Consider the following 16,115-nt stretch of genomic DNA (forward strand, 5'->3'; position numbering starts at 1 on the left):
GACCGGGCCCTCGCCGTCGTACGAGCGCGACCGTCAGCCCGCGGTGACCTCGACCGCCGCGAGGTTCTTCTTGCCGCGGCGCAGCACCAGCCAGCGGCCGTGCAGCAGCTCGTCCGCGGCGGGGACGGCGTCCTCGGCGGCGACCTTGACGTTGTTCACGTAGGCACCGCCCTCCTTCACCGTGCGCCGGGCGGCGGACTTGCTCGCCACCAGACCGACCTCGGCGAGCAGGTCCACGACCTGGCCGAGCTCGCTCACCTTGACGCGCGGCAGCTCCGAGAGCGCAGCGCTCAGCGTGGCCTCGTCCAGCCCGGCGAGGTCGCCCTGGCCGAACAGCGCCTTGGACGCGGCGATCACCGCGGCGCACTGCTCGGCGCCGTGCACCAGCGTCGTCAGCTCCTCGGCGAGCGCGCGCTGCGCGGCACGCGCCTGCGGACGCTCCTCGGTCTGCTGCTCGATCTCCTCCAGCTCCTCGCGGGACTTGAAGGACAGGATCCGCAGGTAGGTGGAGATGTCCCGGTCGTCCACGTTCAGCCAGAACTGGTAGAACGCGTACGGCGTGGTCAGCTCGGGGTCGAGCCAGACGGCGCCGCCCTCGGTCTTGCCGAACTTGGTGCCGTCCGCCTTGACCATCAGCGGCGTGCCCATGGCGTGCACCGTGGCGTCCGGCTCCAGGCGGTGGATCAGGTCGATGCCCGCCGTGAGGTTGCCCCACTGGTCGCTGCCGCCGGTCTGCAGGGTGCAGCCGTGCCGCCGGTAGAGCTCCAGGAAGTCCATGCCCTGGAGGAGCTGGTAGCTGAACTCCGTGTAGGAGATGCCCTCCTGGGACTCCAGACGGCGGGCGACCGACTCCTTGGTGAGCATCTTGTTCACCCGGAAGTGCTTGCCGATGTCCCGCAGGAACTCGATGGCGGAGAGGCCCGCCGTCCAGTCCAGGTTGTTGACCATGGTCGCCGCGTTCTCGCCCTCGAAGGACAGGAACGGCTCGATCTGGGTGCGCAGCCTGCCCACCCAGTTCGCGATCGTCTCGGGGTCGTTCAGGGTGCGCTCGGCGGTCGGCCTCGGGTCACCGATCTGACCCGTCGCGCCGCCGACCAGGGCCAGCGGACGGTGCCCCGCCTGCTGGAGCCGACGGATGGTGAGGACCTGCACGAGGTGTCCCACGTGCAGGCTCGCCGCGGTCGGGTCGAAGCCGCAATAGAACGTGACGGGACCGTCCGCGAGCGCCTTGCGCAGTGCGTCTTCATCGGTGGACAGGGCGAAAAGCCCCCGCCACTTCAGCTCGTCGACGATGTCCGTCACGGGTCTCGCGTCTCCTTGGTTCGCTTGCGACGTGCACTGACGTGCACGGTCCGAGGTTATACGCCCTGGCTGACCGAACTCATATTGAAATCCGGGACGCGGAGCGCGGGCATCGCGGCCCGGGTGAAGTAGTCGCCCCACTCGCGCGGCAGCGTCCGCTCCGTACGGCCCGCCTCGGTGGCCCTGCCGAGCAGCCCGACCGGCGACTCGTTGAACCGGAAGTTGTTCACCTCGCCCACCACCTCGCCGTTCTCGACGAGGTAGACGCCGTCCCTGGTGAGGCCGGTGAGCAGCAGCGTCGCCGGGTCGACCTCGCGGATGTACCAGAGGCAGGTCAGCAGCAGGCCGCGCTCCGTGGCCGCGACCATCTCGTCGAGCGAGCGGTCACCGCCCCCGTCGAGGATCAGGTTGTCGACGGCGGGCGCCACCGGAAGGCCGGTCAGGCCCGCGCTGTGCCTGCTGGTGGTGAGGTGGGCGAGCTCACCCTCGCGGATCCAGTCGGTCGGGCCGATCGGCAGACCGTTGTCGAAGACGGAGGAGTCGCCGCCCGAGGAGTGCGCGAGCACGAAGGGCGCGGACTCCAGGCCCGGCTCGTGCGGGTCGCTGCGCATGGTCAGCGGCAGTTCGGCGAGCCGCTCGCCCAGGCGCGTGGCGCCGCCCGGCTTGGCGAAGACCGTGCGGCCCTCCGCGGCGTCCCGGGCCGACGAGGACCACATCTGGTAGATCAGCAGGTCCGCGACGGCGGTCGGCGGCAGCAGCGTCTCGTACCGCCCGGCCGGCAGCTCGATCCGGCGCCGCGCCCAGTCCAGGCGCTGCGCGAGCTCGGTGTCGAGCGCGGCGGGGTCCACGTCCTTGAAGTCCCGGGTGGCCCGCCCCGCCCACGCGGACTTGGTGCGGTCCGGCGACTTGGCGTTGAGTTCGAGGGTGCCGTTGGGCTGGTCGTGGCGCAGGCGAAGGCCCGTCGACGTACCGAGGTAGCTGGTCACGAACTCGTGGTTGGCGAAGCCGTACAGCTCGCGGCCGCCCGCGCGGGCCCTGGCGAAGGCCTCGCCGAGCGCGGGCGCGAAGTCCGCGAAGACGGCGGACGAGGTCTCCACGGGGGCTTCGGTGAAGTCCGGGGATGCGGGCGTGCCGGTCACCAGCGGCTGGGCGTCCTCGGCGGGGCCCGCGCCGCGCGCGGCCTCCTCGGCGGCCCGCACCAGCGGCTCCAGGTCGGCCGCGGTCACCGCCGCGCGGGTCACGACGCCGGACGCCGTGCCCTCCTTGCCGTCCACGGTGGCGATCACGGTCAGGGTGCGGCCCCGGGTGACGCCGTTGGTGGTCAGCGCGTTGCCCGCCCAGCGCAGGTTCGCCGTGGACTGCTCGTCGGCGATCACCACACAGCCGTCGGCGGTGGACAGTTCGAGGGCGCGCTCGACGATCTCGTGCGGCTTGGTGGCGCTGCGGCTCATCGACCGGCCTCCTGCGTGGTGTTCAGAATGTTCACGCCCCGGAACAGGGCGGACGGGCAGCCGTGCGAGACCGCGGCGACCTGGCCCGGCTGGGCCTTGCCGCAGTTGAAGGCGCCGCCGAGTACGTAGGTCTGCGGGCCGCCGACCGCGGCCATCGAGCCCCAGAAGTCGGTGGTGCTCGCCTGGTAGGCGACGTCGCGCAGCTGCCCGGCGAGGCGTCCGTTCTCGATCTTGTAGAAGCGCTGGCCGGTGAACTGGAAGTTGTAGCGCTGCATGTCGATGGACCACGAGCGGTCCCCGACCACGTAGATCCCGCGGTCCACGCCCGCGATCAGGTCCTCGGTCGAGAGCCCGCCGGGATCCGGCTGGAGCGACACGTTCGCCATGCGCTGCACCGGCACGTGGCCGGGGGAGTCCGCGTACGCGCAGCCGTTGGACCGCTCGAAGCCGGTGAGCTTCGCGATGCGCCGGTCCAGCTGGTAGCCGACCAGCGTGCCGTCCTTGACCAGGTCCCAGGACTGCGCGGCCACACCCTCGTCGTCGTACCCGATGGTGGCGAGGCCGTGCTCGGCCGTCCTGTCACCCGTCACGTTCATGATCGACGAGCCGTACGCGAGCTTGCCGAGCTGGTCGAAGGTGGCGAACGAGGTCCCCGCGTACGCCGCCTCGTAGCCGAGCGCGCGGTCCAGCTCGGTGGCGTGGCCGATGGACTCGTGGATGGTCAGCCAGAGGTTCGACGGGTCGACCACCAGGTCGTACGAGCCCGCCCGTACGCTCGGCGCCCGCATCTTCTCGGCCAACTGCTCGGGGATGCGCTCCAGTTCGCCGGCCCAGTCCCAGCCGGTCCCCGTCAGGTACTCCCAGCCGCGGCCGGCCGGCGGCGCGATCGTGCGCATCGAGTCGAACTCGCCGCTCGACTCGTCGACGGCCACCGCGGTCAGCTGCGGATGCAGCCGCACGCGCTGCTGTGTGGTCGTCGTCCCCGCCGTGTCCGCGTAGAACTTGTTCTCGTGCACGGTGAGCAGCGAGGCGTCGACGTGCGCGACCCCGTCGGCCGCGAGCAGCCGCGCGCTCCAGTCGGCGAGCAGCCCCGCCTTCTCCTCGTCGGGCACGGAGAAGGGATCGATCTCGTACGACGAGATCCACGTCTTGTCCGCGTGCACCGGCTCGGCCGCGAGCTCCACCCGCTCGTCGGACCCCGCGGCCTTGATGACCTGCGCGGACAGCTTCGCCATCGCCACGGCCTGGGAGGCGACCCGGGCCGCCGCGTCCATCGTCAGGTCCACGCCGGACGCGAAGCCCCAGGTGCCGCCGTGCACCACGCGCACCGCGTAACCCAGGTCCGTGGTGTCGGAGGTGCCCGAAGGCCTGGCGTCGCGCAGCGCCCAGGACGCGCTGCGCACCCGCTCCAGGCGGAAGTCCGCGTGGTCGGCGCCGAGCGCCCGCGCGCGGGCGAGCGCGGCGTCGGCGAGAGCCCGCAGCGGCAGCGCCGTGAAGGCTTCATCGAGGGTATGAGGCACGGATGTCTCCCTGCTGTCGGCACCGGGTCAGGTCCGATCATGTCGTGACCGGTGCCCCGGCGGCCAGACCTTTCTGTAGGGACCCGACAGCGAGTCCCGCCAGCCACTGTCGGTCACCGATTCTCCGTATCGCGGACGGTACCGATAGGTTTTCGACGTACCTGACCGCTATCGAAAGGGTGATCCGTTGAGCCGCTCGGTTCTCGTCACCGGAGGAAACCGGGGCATCGGCCTCGCCATCGCCCGCGTCTTCGCCGAAGCCGGCGACAAGGTCGCGATCACCTGCCGCTCCGGCGAGCCGCCGCAGCAGCTCGCCGAGCTGGGTGTCCTCGCCGTCAAGTGCGACATCACCGACGCCGAGCAGGTGGAGACGGCCTACAAGGAGATCGAGGAGAAGCACGGTCCCGTCGAGGTGCTCGTGGCCAACGCGGGCATCACCAAGGACCAGCTCCTGATGCGCATGACCGAGGAGGACTTCACGTCCGTCCTCGACACCAACCTCACCGGCACCTTCCGGGTCGTCAAGCGCGCCAACCGCGGCATGCTGCGCGCCAGGAAGGGCCGCGTCGTCCTGATCTCCTCCGTGGTCGGACTGCTCGGCTCCGCGGGCCAGGCGAACTACGCCGCCTCCAAGGCGGGCCTGGTCGGCTTCGCGCGCTCGCTCGCCCGTGAACTCGGGTCGCGCAACCTCACCTTCAACGTCGTCGCGCCCGGTTTTGTCGACACCGACATGACCCAGGCACTGACGGAGGAGCAGCGCAAGGGCATCGTCTCCCAGGTGCCGCTGGGCCGCTACGCGCAGCCCGCGGAGATCGCCGCGGCGGTCAAGTTCCTGGCGTCGGACGACGCTTCGTACATCACTGGTGCCGTCATCCCCGTTGACGGCGGATTGGGCATGGGTCACTGATCACCATGAGCGGAATTCTCGACGGCAAGCGCATCCTCATCACCGGTGTGCTGATGGAGTCCTCCATCGCCTTCCACGCGGCCAAGGTCGCCCAGGAGCAGGGCGCGGAGGTCATCCTGACCGCCTTCCCGCGGCCCACCCTCACCGAGCGCATCGCCAAGAAGCTGCCGAAGCCCGCCAAGGTCATCGAGCTCGACGTGACCAACCAGGAGCACCTCGACCGGCTCGCGGGCCTGGTCAAGGACGAGCTCGGCGGCCTCGACGGCGTCGTGCACTCCATCGGCTTCGCGCCGCAGGGCGCCTTCAACTTCCTGGAGGCGAGCTTCGAGGACGTCTCCACGGCGATGCACGTCTCGGCGTACTCCCTGAAGTCGCTCACCATGGCCTGCCGCCCGCTGTTCGAGGACGGTGCCTCGGTCGTCGGCCTCACCTTCGACGCGCAGTACGCGTGGCCCAAGTACGACTGGATGGGCCCGGCCAAGGCCGCCCTGGAGGCCACCAGCCGTTACCTCGCCCGTGACCTGGGCAAGGAGGACATCCGCTGCAACCTGATCTCCGCGGGCCCGATCGGCTCCATGGCGGCCAAGTCCATCCCGGGCTTCGCCGACCTCGCGGACATCTGGAACTCCCGCTCCCCGCTGAGCTGGGACATGGCCGACCCGGAGCCCGCGGGCCGCGGCATCGTCGCGCTGCTCTCGGACTTCTTCCCGAAGACCACCGGCGAGATCATCCACGTCGACGGCGGCGTCCACATGATGGGTGCCTGACCAGGCACGTCGTACGCACATGACGCCCCGTCCCCCGCAGCGCGCGGGGGACGGGGCGTCACCCGTTCGGCCCCCTTGCCGGGCGCCGCGGGGCCGGTGCCGCGCACTCTGAGGTGTGCGTCTGTCGCCTGCCGCGGTGCTCGCCGCCCTCTCACTTGTGGTCGTCGCGCCGAGCGGCGTCCCGCAGGAGCCCCCGCACGCGCGCGTGAAGGCGCCGGAGCCCCGGCCTTTCGGCTCGGAGTGCCGCACCAGCGTGGCGGGCTCCCGGGTGGTCGCGGACTGCCACAACCCCTACCCCGAGACCGACCGGGTGCGGCTGCACGTCGAGTGCGACCGGTGGTGGGACATCGACCTCGACAGCGCGCCCGTGGCGGCGGGGCCCGCGCAGACCGTGCGGCTCACGGGGCGGTGCTGGAAAGAGGTCCGCTCGGTGTGGGTCAGCCACCAGAAGTGACCGGGCGGCACATGAACGGGTAGCCCGCGGCCTCCGCGCCCGCCGCCTCCGCGTCCCGCGCGCGGATCGCCTCGACGAGCCGGGTGTGGTCCATGTGCGTCTCGGGGGTCAGCTCCGTGCCGATGTCCTCGCGCAGCCAGTCGCGCAGGACCTCGCCGAGGTCCGCGTAGAGCGCCGTCATCACGTCGTTGTGGGAAGCGGCCACGACGGCCATGTGGAACGTCGCGTCGGCCGTCACGAAGGCCTCCGTGTCGCCCGAGGCCCAGACCTCCTCGCGGCGCGCCAGCAGGGCGTCCAGCTGCTTGAGGTCGCGCTCCGTGCGGCGCTCGGCGGCCAGCTTCGCCGCGCTCGACTCCAGCGTGCTGCGCAGCTCGGCGATGTGCCGCGGCTCCGCGTCCGCGAACCTGCGCTGCATCACGCCGGCCAGCTCGCTGGTCGCCACGACATAGGTGCCCGAGCCCTGCCTGATGTCCAGCAGCCCGTTGTGCGCGAGGGCGCGCACGGCCTCCCTGACCGTGTTCCTCGCCACACCGAGCTGCTCGACGAGTTCGGGTTCGGTCGGGATGCGGGAGCCGACCGGCCATTCGCCCGACGAGATCTGGTTGCGCAGCTCGGAGATGACCTGTTCGGAGAGTGCCGAACGGCGCGGAGTGGTCAGCGGCATGACGTTCCTTCGTGCGTGGCCGGTGTCGTGCGACGGGTCGTGTGACGCAGCGGGTGACGGGTCGTGTGACGCGAACGGACTGGACAGCCAATCATCCCATGATTCTATGATGGCTCCATGGCTAGTGAGGAAACCGAGACGATGACACCGGCAGCGACACCCCCCGTGCGGACCACGGCCGCGGAGAAACAGGCCCCCACGCGCGCGTGGACGACGCGGCTCGTCATCGTCGGCATCGTCCTCGCCGCCATGAACCTGCGCCCCGCGATCACCAGCCTGGGCGCCCTCCTCGAAGAGGTGCGCGACGGCCTCGGCATGAGCGGCACCCTCGCGGGCCTGCTCACCTCCGTGCCGCCGCTCTGCTTCGCGATCTTCGGCGTGATGGCCCCCCGGCTCGCCCGGCGCTTCGGGCCCAGCGCGGTCGTCTGCGTCGGCATGGCCGCCATCGCGGCGGGCCTGGTGATCAGGCCGTTCATCGGCGGCACCGCGGGCTTCCTCGCCGCCACCGCCCTCGCCCTGATGGGCATCGCGGTCAGCAACGTCCTGATGCCGGTGATCGTCAAGCGCTGGTTCCCCGACCGGGTCGGCTCGATGACGGGCCTGTACTCGATGGCCCTCGCGCTCGGCACCTCCCTCGCCGCCGCCACCACCGTCCCCATGACCGACGCCCTCGGCGGCCGCTGGCAGACCGGGCTCGGCGTCTGGGCGATCCTCGCCGTCGTCGCCGTCCTGCCGTGGATCCCGCTCGTCCGCCACCACGGAGCCGCCACCGCGGCCGCTCCGGAGCACATCAGCACGACCGTCCGGCAGGAGGACGCGGAGCTGCGCATCACCCACAGCCGTACGGCGTGGGCGCTGGCCGTCTTCTTCGGGCTCCAGGCCACCGCCGCGTACATCACGATGGGCTGGATGCCGCAGATCTTCCGCGACGCGGGCGTGCCCGCGGGCGAGGCGGGCGTGCTGCTCGCCGTCACCATGGCGATGGGCGTCCCGCTGGCCTTCGTCATCCCCCGGGTCGCCACGCGCCTGCCCAACCAGGGCCCCGTCGTGATCGTCCTCGGCCTGTGCGGCCTCGCCGGATACACCGGCCTCTACCTCGCGCCGGCCGGCGGCGCCTGGGCCTGGGCGCTGCTGCTCGGCATCTCCAACTGCGCCTTCCCGCTGGCCCTCACCATGGTCGGCATGCGCGCCAAGAGCAGCGTCGGCGTGGCCAAGCTGTCCGCCTTCGCGCAGAGCACCGGCTATCTGATCTCGATCCCCGGCCCGCTCCTGGTCGGCGTGCTCTATCAGCACAGCGGCGGCTGGGGACTGCCGATCGCGCTGATGGCGGGCCTGATGGTGCCGCAGATCATCATCGGTACGCTCGCGGGCCGCAACCGCACGGTCGAGGACGAGGTCGCGGCGAAGGCCGCCGCGGCGGCGCGCGCCGCCTGACGGTCCCGTCGGGGGTGGGCCCGCACGGGTCCACCCCACCGCAGGGAGTGCGGGCAAAGGGTGCGAGACTGGCCGTATGCCCGTCCTCGACCCGAACCCCCAGAACGGCCAGAAGAAACTGCTCATCGTGCTCGGCGCGATGCTGGCCATCACCGTGATCATCGGCATCGTCGCATCCGTCGCCTCACCGTGAACCGGCCCCCGACGGGCGGATGGTGGGGTTAGCACCACCATCCCCTAGGGGGCCAGTCTCAGGGTCAAGTGGGTGGATCTCCGGATGGGTTCAGGGCCGCCGATCGCCTAACTTCGAGTTGTGCCCGCGACGACGCGGTCACGGAGGACCCGAAGACCACGGAGGCGGCATGTCGGCCCGTTCGCACACCCGGCGCGACCCGGCGGATGCCGGCAGCGTCGAGGTCCAGTTGCCCTGGTGGGCGATCGCCCTTCCCGCCCTCGCCTTCGCGGCCCTGCTCCTGCTGATCCTGAACCCGGCGGACGCGCACGCCGCGAGCGGCGAGCCGATGGTCACCCAGCTCCTGGAGCACATACGGGAGACGATCCTGCGCCTGACCCCGTGACCGAAGCCCCGGAGTCTCGGTGACCCCGTGATCGCCACGACCCCCTGACCCGCCGCTGACCGGCGCCGTCACCCGTGCCGGGCGACCGGGCCAACTCCCTGCGCCCCATGGCGCGTTTCATGCGAAGCTGGGAAGCATGAGCGTCGCAGAACCCCGCAGGATCGTCCTCTTCCGGCATGCGAAGGCCGACTGGCCGCAGGTCTCCGACCACGAGCGGCCGCTCGCCGAGCGCGGCCGCAGGGACGCCCCCGTCGCCGGACGCAAGCTGGCCGACAGCGGCATCCCCCTCGACCTGGCCCTGTGCTCGACCGCGGCCCGGACCCGCGAGACCTGGAAGCTCGCCGTCCAGGAGCTGCCGCAGCGGCCGAAGACCGTCTACGAGGAGCGGTTGTACGAAGCCTCTCCCGGTGAGCTGATCGCCGTGCTCAACGAGACCCCGGACGATGTGCGCAACATCGTCCTGATCGGCCACAACCCCGGAGTGCAGGGACTGACCGACGTCCTCTCCGGGGACTCCGAGGGCGACGCCAGGGTCCGGCTGAACCGCCGCGGCTTCCCGACCGCCACCTTCGCCGTCCTGACGTACTCCGGTTCGTGGAAGGCTCTGGAGCCCGGCGTGGCCACGCTCGTCGACTACTGGGCGCCCTCCGAGTAGTTCCGCTTCCGCTCGTCCTCCGCATCCGACGAAGGGGCCCGGCACCAGGTGGTGCCGGGCCCCTTCGACGTACGAGAGATGCGCGGAGGCCCGGAAGACGGGCCGTGCTCCGTCAGTCGGCGGCGTGCGTGTCCGCGGCCTCGACCTCTTCGCGAGTGATGCCGAGGAGATAGAGGACGGTGTCGAGGAAGGGGACGTTGACCGCGGTGTGCGCGGCCTCGCGGACCACGGGCTTGGCGTTGAAGGCGACCCCCAGACCGGCCGCGTTCAGCATGTCGAGGTCGTTCGCGCCGTCGCCGATCGCGACGGTCTGCTCCAGCGGGACGGCGGCCTCCGTGGCGAAGCGGCGCAGCAGACGCGCCTTGCCCGCCCGGTCGACGATCTCGCCCGTCACCTTGCCGGTGAGCTTGCCGTCGACGATCTCCAGGGTGTTGGCCTGGGCGAAGTCGAGGCCGAGACGTTCCTTCAGATCGTCGGTGACCTGCGTGAATCCGCCCGAGACGACGCCCACTTGGAAGCCGAGGCGCTTGAGCGTACGGATCAGGGTGCGGGCGCCGGGGGTGAGCCTGACCTCGGAGCGGACCTTGTCGACGACGGACGCGTCCAGGCCCGCGAGGAGCCGCACGCGCGCGTGCAGCGACTGCTCGAAGTCCAGCTCGCCGCGCATCGCGGCCGCGGTCACCTCGGCGACCTCGTCCTCGCATCCGGCGTGCGCCGCGAAGAGTTCGATGACCTCGTCCTGGATGAGCGTCGAGTCGACGTCCATCACGACCAGGCGCTGGGCCCTGCGATGCAGGCCCGCCGCGACGACGGCGACGTCCACGCCGAGCTTCGAGGCCTCCAGGGCCAGGGCGGTGCGCAGCGACTCCGTCTCCGTACCGGACACCGCGAACTCCACCGCGGTGACCGGGTACTTGGCGAGACGGAAGATGCGGTCGATGTTGCCGCCGGTCGCCGTGATGCGCGCGGCGATCGCGGCCGTCGACTCCGAGGTCAGGGGATGGCCGAGGACGGTCACCAGCGAACGCCCGAGCCCGCGGGGCCGGTTGTCGCCGATGCCGGAGATGATCTCGGCCTGCATCTTCATGGAATCCGCCCAGCTGTGGACGGTGGAACGCAGGTCGCCCTCCAGGCCGGCGGGCGGCTGGGTGACGAGCGCGCACAGCACGATGCGGCCGCGGGTGACGACCTGCTCGATGTCGACGACGTCGACGGAGTAGGCGGCGAGGGTGTCGAAGAGGCCGGCGGTGATGCCGGGGCGGTCCTTGCCGAAGATCTTGACGAGGAGCGTCGGGACGTCGGCAGACTGAGGGGGCTGCGAAGCACTCATGGTGATCCCTACGGTATCCGCCCGCTCCTCCCGGCCGCCCTGGCGGTCCGCGTGCCGGACACGCTTGTCGCTCCGGGTTGTCGCTTCCGCCTCCTTGCGTCTCCGTCGCCGTCTCTTCGCTGTCTCTTCGTCCCGCTTTTCTTCTCTTCCGGCGGCGGGAGTGGCGGGAGCTTCCATCGGCGGGAGCGGCCGGCGCCACTCAGCGAGGGCGTCGCGGCTTCCCAGGGCCGGGCGGTCCCGGTTCCGGCGGTGGCGGGGGAGGCGGTGGCGGCGGCGGCCAGTCCGCCGAGCGGGACTTCGGCCGAGGCGGCGGTGACGGTGGCGGTCCGACGGGGCCCACCACGGTCGGCGCCCCGGAGACGTCACGGGGCGGCCGTGCGGAGGAGTCGTCCGGCGGGGGAGCGGCGCCCTTGCGGGGCAGCTGCTTCAAGTAGGGGTTGGTGTCGGGGTTCGGCGGCCGGTGCGGAGCGCCGGGCTGATAGGGCCCGGCCTCGGCAGGCACCGCGGAGCCAGAGCCAGAGCCAGAGCCAGAGTTGGAGTCGTAGGCGGAGGCGTAGTCGGCTCCGGACGCCGCACCGTGCCCGGCCCCGGCCGGGACCTCGTGCCCGGCCCGTGCCAGCGGCGCGACGCTGCCGCCCGCCGCCCCCGAGGCCACCGCGAGCAGCGCCCCCGCGACCCCCGCGCCGAACCCCCATGCCGCCCCGAGCAGCACCGCGGGCCCGAGCCGCCCGTGCAGTTCGATCCCCGCGCCGAACGCGTCGAAGCCGAACACGGACAGCGAGGCGTCTGCGGACACCCCGGTCAGCCACACGAGCAGCGGAAGCCCGAGCGCCGTCACGACCCCGAGCCGCACCCCGCACCGCGCGGCGAACCCCAGCGCGCCCACCTCACGTACGGACGCGTGACGCCCCGCCGCATCGGGACCCGAGGCTTCCCGCGCCGAGGACCCCCGCACCGATGCCTCCTGCCCCGAGACCCTCCGCTCCCAAGGCGTACGCACCGCGGTCAGCACCCCCGCGAACAGCATCATCAGCGCCGCCGCCACCCCCAACAGCCAGACCCGGCCGTCCAGTTCGGCGAGCCGGCCGAGCGTGAGCGCCTTGTCGGAAGGGCCGGTCAGCAGGTCGTCCACGGGATCCGGCAGGAACTGGGTGAGCGCCCCCGTCGCCTTGCCGTCCCACGGCACGAAGAGCCCGACGGGGACCCCGAGCCACACGCCGTTGGGCGCGCCGAGCAGTGCGGCACCGGCGATCCGCTTGGGGTGGTCGTCGCCCACCATCGCGTACACCGCGGCGGCGAGACCCGCGAGGACCGCCACCACGACCACCGCGACCAGCGCGGAGACCGCGGGCCGCACCACCCGGTGCAGGGCGTCGAGCCCGCGCGGCAGCGGGCTGCGGCGCGACGCGAGCAGCGCGACGAGCAGCACCCCGGCCACCCAGACCGCGCCGCCGAGCAGCGTCGGCGCGGTGTCGACCGTGAACCCGACCGCGGCCTTGGCCTTGGCCAGATCGCCGAGCCGGTCGGGCAGCAGGCCGCCGATCCCGCCGGGCAGTTTGTCGCCGATGCCGCCCGGCAGCTTGTCGAGGCCCTTGTCGAGGCCCTTGTCGATGCCGAGCCGCTCGCCGTCGATCGTGATGATGTCGTGTCCCGCCCAGGCGAGCCCCGCGAGCATCGCCAGGAACAGGGCGATCACCGCGCCCAGGCGCGCGGCGAGTTCACCGGGCGCGACGACCGCTCCGGCACCGCGCAGCGAGCGCAGGAAGAAGAGGGAGAGCAGGAGCGCGCCCACCAGACCCACGCCGAGTGGCGCGATGTCGATCGCCGTGGTCGCCTCCGCGCCCTTGAGGCCGAACGCCGAGACGTCGCCGGACGGCGTGACCGAACCGCCCGCGCCGAGCGCCACCGTCGCCGCCGTCATCGGTCCGAGCGAGCCCACCTCGTCGGCGCCGAGCAGATGCAGCCCGAGCGCGGCCGTCCCCGCCATGCCGACCAGGGCCCAGCTGACCGCGGCGATCGCCGAGAGCAGCACGTCCCCCCACCGCACGCCCCGGCTTTCACTTCGGTATTCATCGGTCTGCATCAGGAACCCCCGAACCGCAGCGCGTCGCCCTAAATGCACGTAATGCTCTCGATGTGCATGATCCGTATGCACTGATGGGCGGTTACTACTTTCCGGGGTGATATCTGCCCCGTCAACGGCGCGGTCGTGGAGCCCCGTACGCAGTCTTCACAAGGCCCGACTTTCGGTCAGAGCCCTCCGCCTGAAATAGTTCCTCCCGATGTTCGACATCCCTAGACTCCCCATCGATGGGGGCTAGCTCGGGGGACAACTCAGTGGGGCATGGAGTGCCGGAACTCGTACTGGAATTGAATGGAAGGACCTGGACGCTCGACCCGTCCAGGCCGTACACCCTCGGACGTGATCCGCAGGGAGACATCTCGCTCGACGACGCCAGGGTGTCCTGGCGTCACGCCACGATCAGTTGGAGCGGTCGCAGTTGGGTCATTGAGGACCACGGCAGCACCAATGGCACCTTCGTGCAGGGCCAGCGGATCCACCAGATGGAAATCGGCCCTGGTTCGGCCGTGCATCTGGGCAACGCGACCGACGGTCCGCGGGTGAACGTGTCGGGCAGCGCGTCGGGCGCCGCCGCGGCCGCCGTCTCGGCACCGCAGCAGCAGGCCCAGCAGGCCGTACCGCAGCAGGCACCCCAGCAGGAGGCTCCCTGGGCCGCGCAGGCCGGGCATCAGCAGGCCGCGCACCAGCAGGCACCCCAGCAGCAGGCCCCGTACCAGGCGCAGCAGGGCTGGCAGCAACAACAGCAGCCGCAGCAACAGCAGCACCAGCCGCAGCAGCAGCCCTACGGTGTGCCCCAGCAGCACGGTGGCCCGCCCCAGCAGCACCAGCAGCCCGCTGCTGGTTCCGGCGGTGTCGCGGGGGCCCCGCCGGTCTACGGCGACCGCAGCCCGACGACGTTCCACCAGCTGGCACTCGGCCGCAAGATGCGCATCGGCCGTGCCCTGGAGAACGAGCTCGTCGTCTCCGACCTCCAGGTCTCGCGTCACCACGCCGAGTTCACCGCGACGCCGGACGGCCGCTTCGAGCTGCACGACCTCGGGTCGCACAACGGCACGTACGTCAACGGCCAGCCGATCGCGAAGTCCTCGACGGTCCTGATCGGCCCGAACGACATCGTCGGCGTCGGCCACTCGACCTTCCGCATCGTCGGCGGACAGCTCGAGGAGTTCGTCGACACCGGTGACGTCTCCTTCTCGGCCCGTCACCTCACCGTCACGGTCGACGGCGGCAAGCAGATCCTCAAGGACGTCTCCTTCGGCGTCCCCGAGAAGTCGCTCATCGCGGTCATCGGCCCCTCGGGTTCCGGCAAGTCCACCCTGCTCAAGGCGCTCACCGGCTACCGGCCCGCCAACCAGGGCGACGTCCTCTACGACAACCGGAACCTCTACAAGCAGTTCGCCGAGCTGCGGCAGCGCATCGGTCTGGTCCCGCAGGACGACATCCTGCACAAGGAGCTGACCGTCAAGAAGGCCCTCAAGTACGCGGCCAAGCTGCGCTTCCCCGCGGACACCACGGAGGCCGAGCGCGAGTCCCGCATCGACGAGGTCCTGCGCGAGCTCAAGCTGGACATCCACAAGGAGAAGAAGGTCACCTCCCTCTCCGGTGGCCAGCGCAAGCGCGTCTCGGTGGCCCTGGAGCTGCTCACCAAGCCGTCGCTGATCTTCCTGGACGAGCCGACCTCCGGCCTCGACCCGGGCATGGACCGCGACGTCATGCAGCTCCTGCGCGGCCTCGCCGACGACGGGCGCACCGTCCTCGTCGTCACGCACTCGGTCGCCGAGCTGGCGATCTGCGACAAGCTCCTGGTGATGGCGCCGGGCGGTTCGGTGGCGTACTTCGGTCCGCCGGAGGAAGCCCTCAACTTCTTCGGCTACAGCACCTGGGCCGACGTCTTCTCCGCCTTCGAGAACTACCGCGACTACGACTGGGCGGGCCGCTGGAAGGGCTCGCAGCACTACCAGATGTACGCCGCGGACATCGACGCCGTCGCCGCGCAGTCGGTGCAGATGCCGCCGCCGCAGGCGGTCCGGCCGCCGAAGCCGCAGGGCTGGGGCTCGCAGCTGTGGACCCTGATCCGCCGCTACGTCTCGGTGATCGCCTCCGACAAGGGCTTCCTGGGTCTGATGGTGATCCTGCCCGCGGTCCTCGGCATCGTCAGCGTCGTGATCCCGGCCGACTTCGGTCTGGGCCCGCCCAAGCCGCCGGTCAAGTTCAACGGCGACGCGGGCACGATCATGCTGATCCTCGCGGTCGGCATGTGCTTCTCCGGAGCGGCCAACTCCGTACGTGAGCTGATCAAGGAACGGGTCATCTACGAACGGGAACGGGCCACCGGCCTGTCCCGGTCGGCGTACCTGATGTCCAAGGTCATCGTCCTCGGCATGATCACGGCCTTCCAGGGCGTCATCATCTGCGGCATCGGCTTCGCCCCGCGCGACCTGCCGAAGGAGGGGCTGCTCATGCCCCCCGCCGTGGAGATCTGCCTGGTCATCATCGCGCTCGGCTTCACCTCGATGATGTTCGGCCTGGTCATCTCCTCGCTGGTGAAGACCTCAGAGAAGACCATGCCGCTCCTGGTGATGTTCGCGATCGTCCAGGTCGTGTTCACCGGCGTGCTCTTCCAGATCTACGGCTCGCCGGGCCTGGAGCAGTTCGCCTGGCTGATGCCGTCCCGCTGGGCCATCGCGGGCGCGGGCGCCACGCTCGACCTCGGGCACCTGATGCCGCCGTGGGACCCGAAGAAGCCGGGCGACCTGGACCCGCTCTGGGAGCACTCGGTGGGCCAGTGGGGCCTGAACATCACGGTCCTGCTCGCGCTCGGCGTCATCTGCGGCTTCGCGGTCGCGCGCCTGCTGCGCCGGCACGAGCCGGAGGTCATGCGCAAGTAGCGCGTCCTCGCACACGCCGAAGGGCGGCACCCCCGGTGGGGTGCCGCCCTTCGGCGTTCGTTCGCTGAGCCTCGCTGAAGAG

14 protein-coding genes are annotated in these 16,115 nt (G+C 71.2%); 8 read left to right on the forward strand and 6 right to left on the reverse strand.

Features of this window, described 5'->3' with window-relative positions; genetic code table 11:
* Window positions 1–33: 33 nt before the first annotated feature.
* Genes tyrS through ACIO9J_RS34595 form a run of 3 tightly spaced genes read right to left on the reverse strand, consistent with a single transcriptional unit; the run spans window position 34 to window position 4,273 of the window.
* Window positions 34–1,302 carry a tyrosine--tRNA ligase gene (tyrS, locus tag ACIO9J_RS34585; protein ID WP_402008274.1) on the reverse strand — a complete coding sequence of 423 codons (1,269 nt, stop codon included), beginning with the start codon at window positions 1,300–1,302 and terminating at the stop codon, window positions 34–36.
* Between the two features lie 56 nt (window positions 1,303–1,358).
* Window positions 1,359–2,753, reverse strand: coding sequence for a metallopeptidase TldD-related protein (locus ACIO9J_RS34590; protein WP_402008277.1), 1,395 nt, complete (start codon window positions 2,751–2,753; stop codon window positions 1,359–1,361).
* Window positions 2,750–4,273 carry a TldD/PmbA family protein gene (locus ACIO9J_RS34595; RefSeq protein ID WP_402008278.1) on the reverse strand — a complete coding sequence of 508 codons (1,524 nt, stop codon included), beginning with the start codon at window positions 4,271–4,273 and terminating at the stop codon, window positions 2,750–2,752. The genes ACIO9J_RS34590 and ACIO9J_RS34595 overlap by 4 nt, the downstream gene beginning before the upstream one ends.
* A gap of 187 nt (window positions 4,274–4,460) precedes the next feature.
* Here ACIO9J_RS34595 and fabG point away from each other — a divergent pair, with 187 nt between their 5' ends.
* The 3 genes from fabG to ACIO9J_RS34610 all read left to right on the forward strand — a co-directional run bounded on the left by fabG (window position 4,461) and on the right by ACIO9J_RS34610 (window position 6,401).
* Window positions 4,461–5,180 (forward strand): 3-oxoacyl-[acyl-carrier-protein] reductase, encoded by a 720-nt coding sequence (gene fabG / locus ACIO9J_RS34600; protein ID WP_402008280.1) that lies wholly within the window; start codon window positions 4,461–4,463, stop codon window positions 5,178–5,180.
* A gap of 5 nt (window positions 5,181–5,185) precedes the next feature.
* Entirely contained in the window at window positions 5,186–5,947 is a 762-nt protein-coding gene (gene fabI, locus ACIO9J_RS34605; RefSeq protein WP_402008282.1) for an enoyl-ACP reductase FabI, read from the forward strand.
* A 115-nt stretch (window positions 5,948–6,062) separates the two neighbouring features.
* Window positions 6,063–6,401 carry a hypothetical protein gene (locus tag ACIO9J_RS34610; RefSeq protein WP_402008284.1) on the forward strand — a complete coding sequence of 113 codons (339 nt, stop codon included), beginning with the start codon at window positions 6,063–6,065 and terminating at the stop codon, window positions 6,399–6,401.
* On the opposite strand, the gene ACIO9J_RS34615 is transcribed toward ACIO9J_RS34610, so the two are convergent.
* Complete coding sequence (locus tag ACIO9J_RS34615; RefSeq protein ID WP_402008286.1) at window positions 6,385–7,065, reverse strand: FadR/GntR family transcriptional regulator; 681 nt, start codon at window positions 7,063–7,065, stop codon at window positions 6,385–6,387. The genes ACIO9J_RS34610 and ACIO9J_RS34615 overlap by 17 nt on opposite strands.
* 117 nt (window positions 7,066–7,182) lie before the next feature.
* Between ACIO9J_RS34615 and ACIO9J_RS34620 the strand changes: the two genes are divergently transcribed.
* The 4 genes from ACIO9J_RS34620 (at window position 7,183) to ACIO9J_RS34635 (ending at window position 9,732) form a co-directional block, all read left to right on the forward strand.
* Window positions 7,183–8,499 carry a CynX/NimT family MFS transporter gene (locus ACIO9J_RS34620; protein ID WP_402008288.1) on the forward strand — a complete coding sequence of 439 codons (1,317 nt, stop codon included), beginning with the start codon at window positions 7,183–7,185 and terminating at the stop codon, window positions 8,497–8,499.
* Window positions 8,500–8,575: 76 nt separating this feature from the next.
* Window positions 8,576–8,692 carry an SGM_5486 family transporter-associated protein gene (locus ACIO9J_RS34625; RefSeq protein ID WP_107102012.1) on the forward strand — a complete coding sequence of 39 codons (117 nt, stop codon included), beginning with the start codon at window positions 8,576–8,578 and terminating at the stop codon, window positions 8,690–8,692.
* Between the two features lie 169 nt (window positions 8,693–8,861).
* On the forward strand, window positions 8,862–9,077 hold the full coding sequence (locus ACIO9J_RS34630) for a hypothetical protein (RefSeq protein WP_402008291.1): 216 nt from the start codon (window positions 8,862–8,864) through the stop codon (window positions 9,075–9,077).
* A gap of 136 nt (window positions 9,078–9,213) precedes the next feature.
* Complete coding sequence (locus ACIO9J_RS34635) at window positions 9,214–9,732, forward strand: SixA phosphatase family protein (protein WP_402008293.1); 519 nt, start codon at window positions 9,214–9,216, stop codon at window positions 9,730–9,732.
* A 112-nt stretch (window positions 9,733–9,844) separates the two neighbouring features.
* Here ACIO9J_RS34635 and serB read toward each other — a convergent pair whose 3' ends face one another.
* Together serB and ACIO9J_RS34645 are read right to left on the reverse strand one after the other, a co-directional pair.
* Entirely contained in the window at window positions 9,845–11,062 is a 1,218-nt protein-coding gene (gene serB, locus ACIO9J_RS34640; protein WP_402008295.1) for a phosphoserine phosphatase SerB, read from the reverse strand.
* 199 nt (window positions 11,063–11,261) lie between these two features.
* A complete protein-coding gene (locus ACIO9J_RS34645) occupies window positions 11,262–13,145 on the reverse strand; it encodes a streptophobe family protein (protein WP_402008297.1) in 1,884 nt (627 codons plus the stop codon).
* 227 nt (window positions 13,146–13,372) lie between these two features.
* On the opposite strand from ACIO9J_RS34645, the gene ACIO9J_RS34650 reads away from it, so the two are divergent.
* Window positions 13,373–16,033, forward strand: coding sequence for an FHA domain-containing protein (locus ACIO9J_RS34650; protein ID WP_402008299.1), 2,661 nt, complete (start codon window positions 13,373–13,375; stop codon window positions 16,031–16,033).
* The last annotated feature ends 82 nt before the right edge of the window (window positions 16,034–16,115 follow it).

This window comes from Streptomyces sp. NPDC087300, assembly GCF_044744425.1.
In the GTDB taxonomy this organism is placed as follows: domain Bacteria; phylum Actinomycetota; class Actinomycetes; order Streptomycetales; family Streptomycetaceae; genus Streptomyces.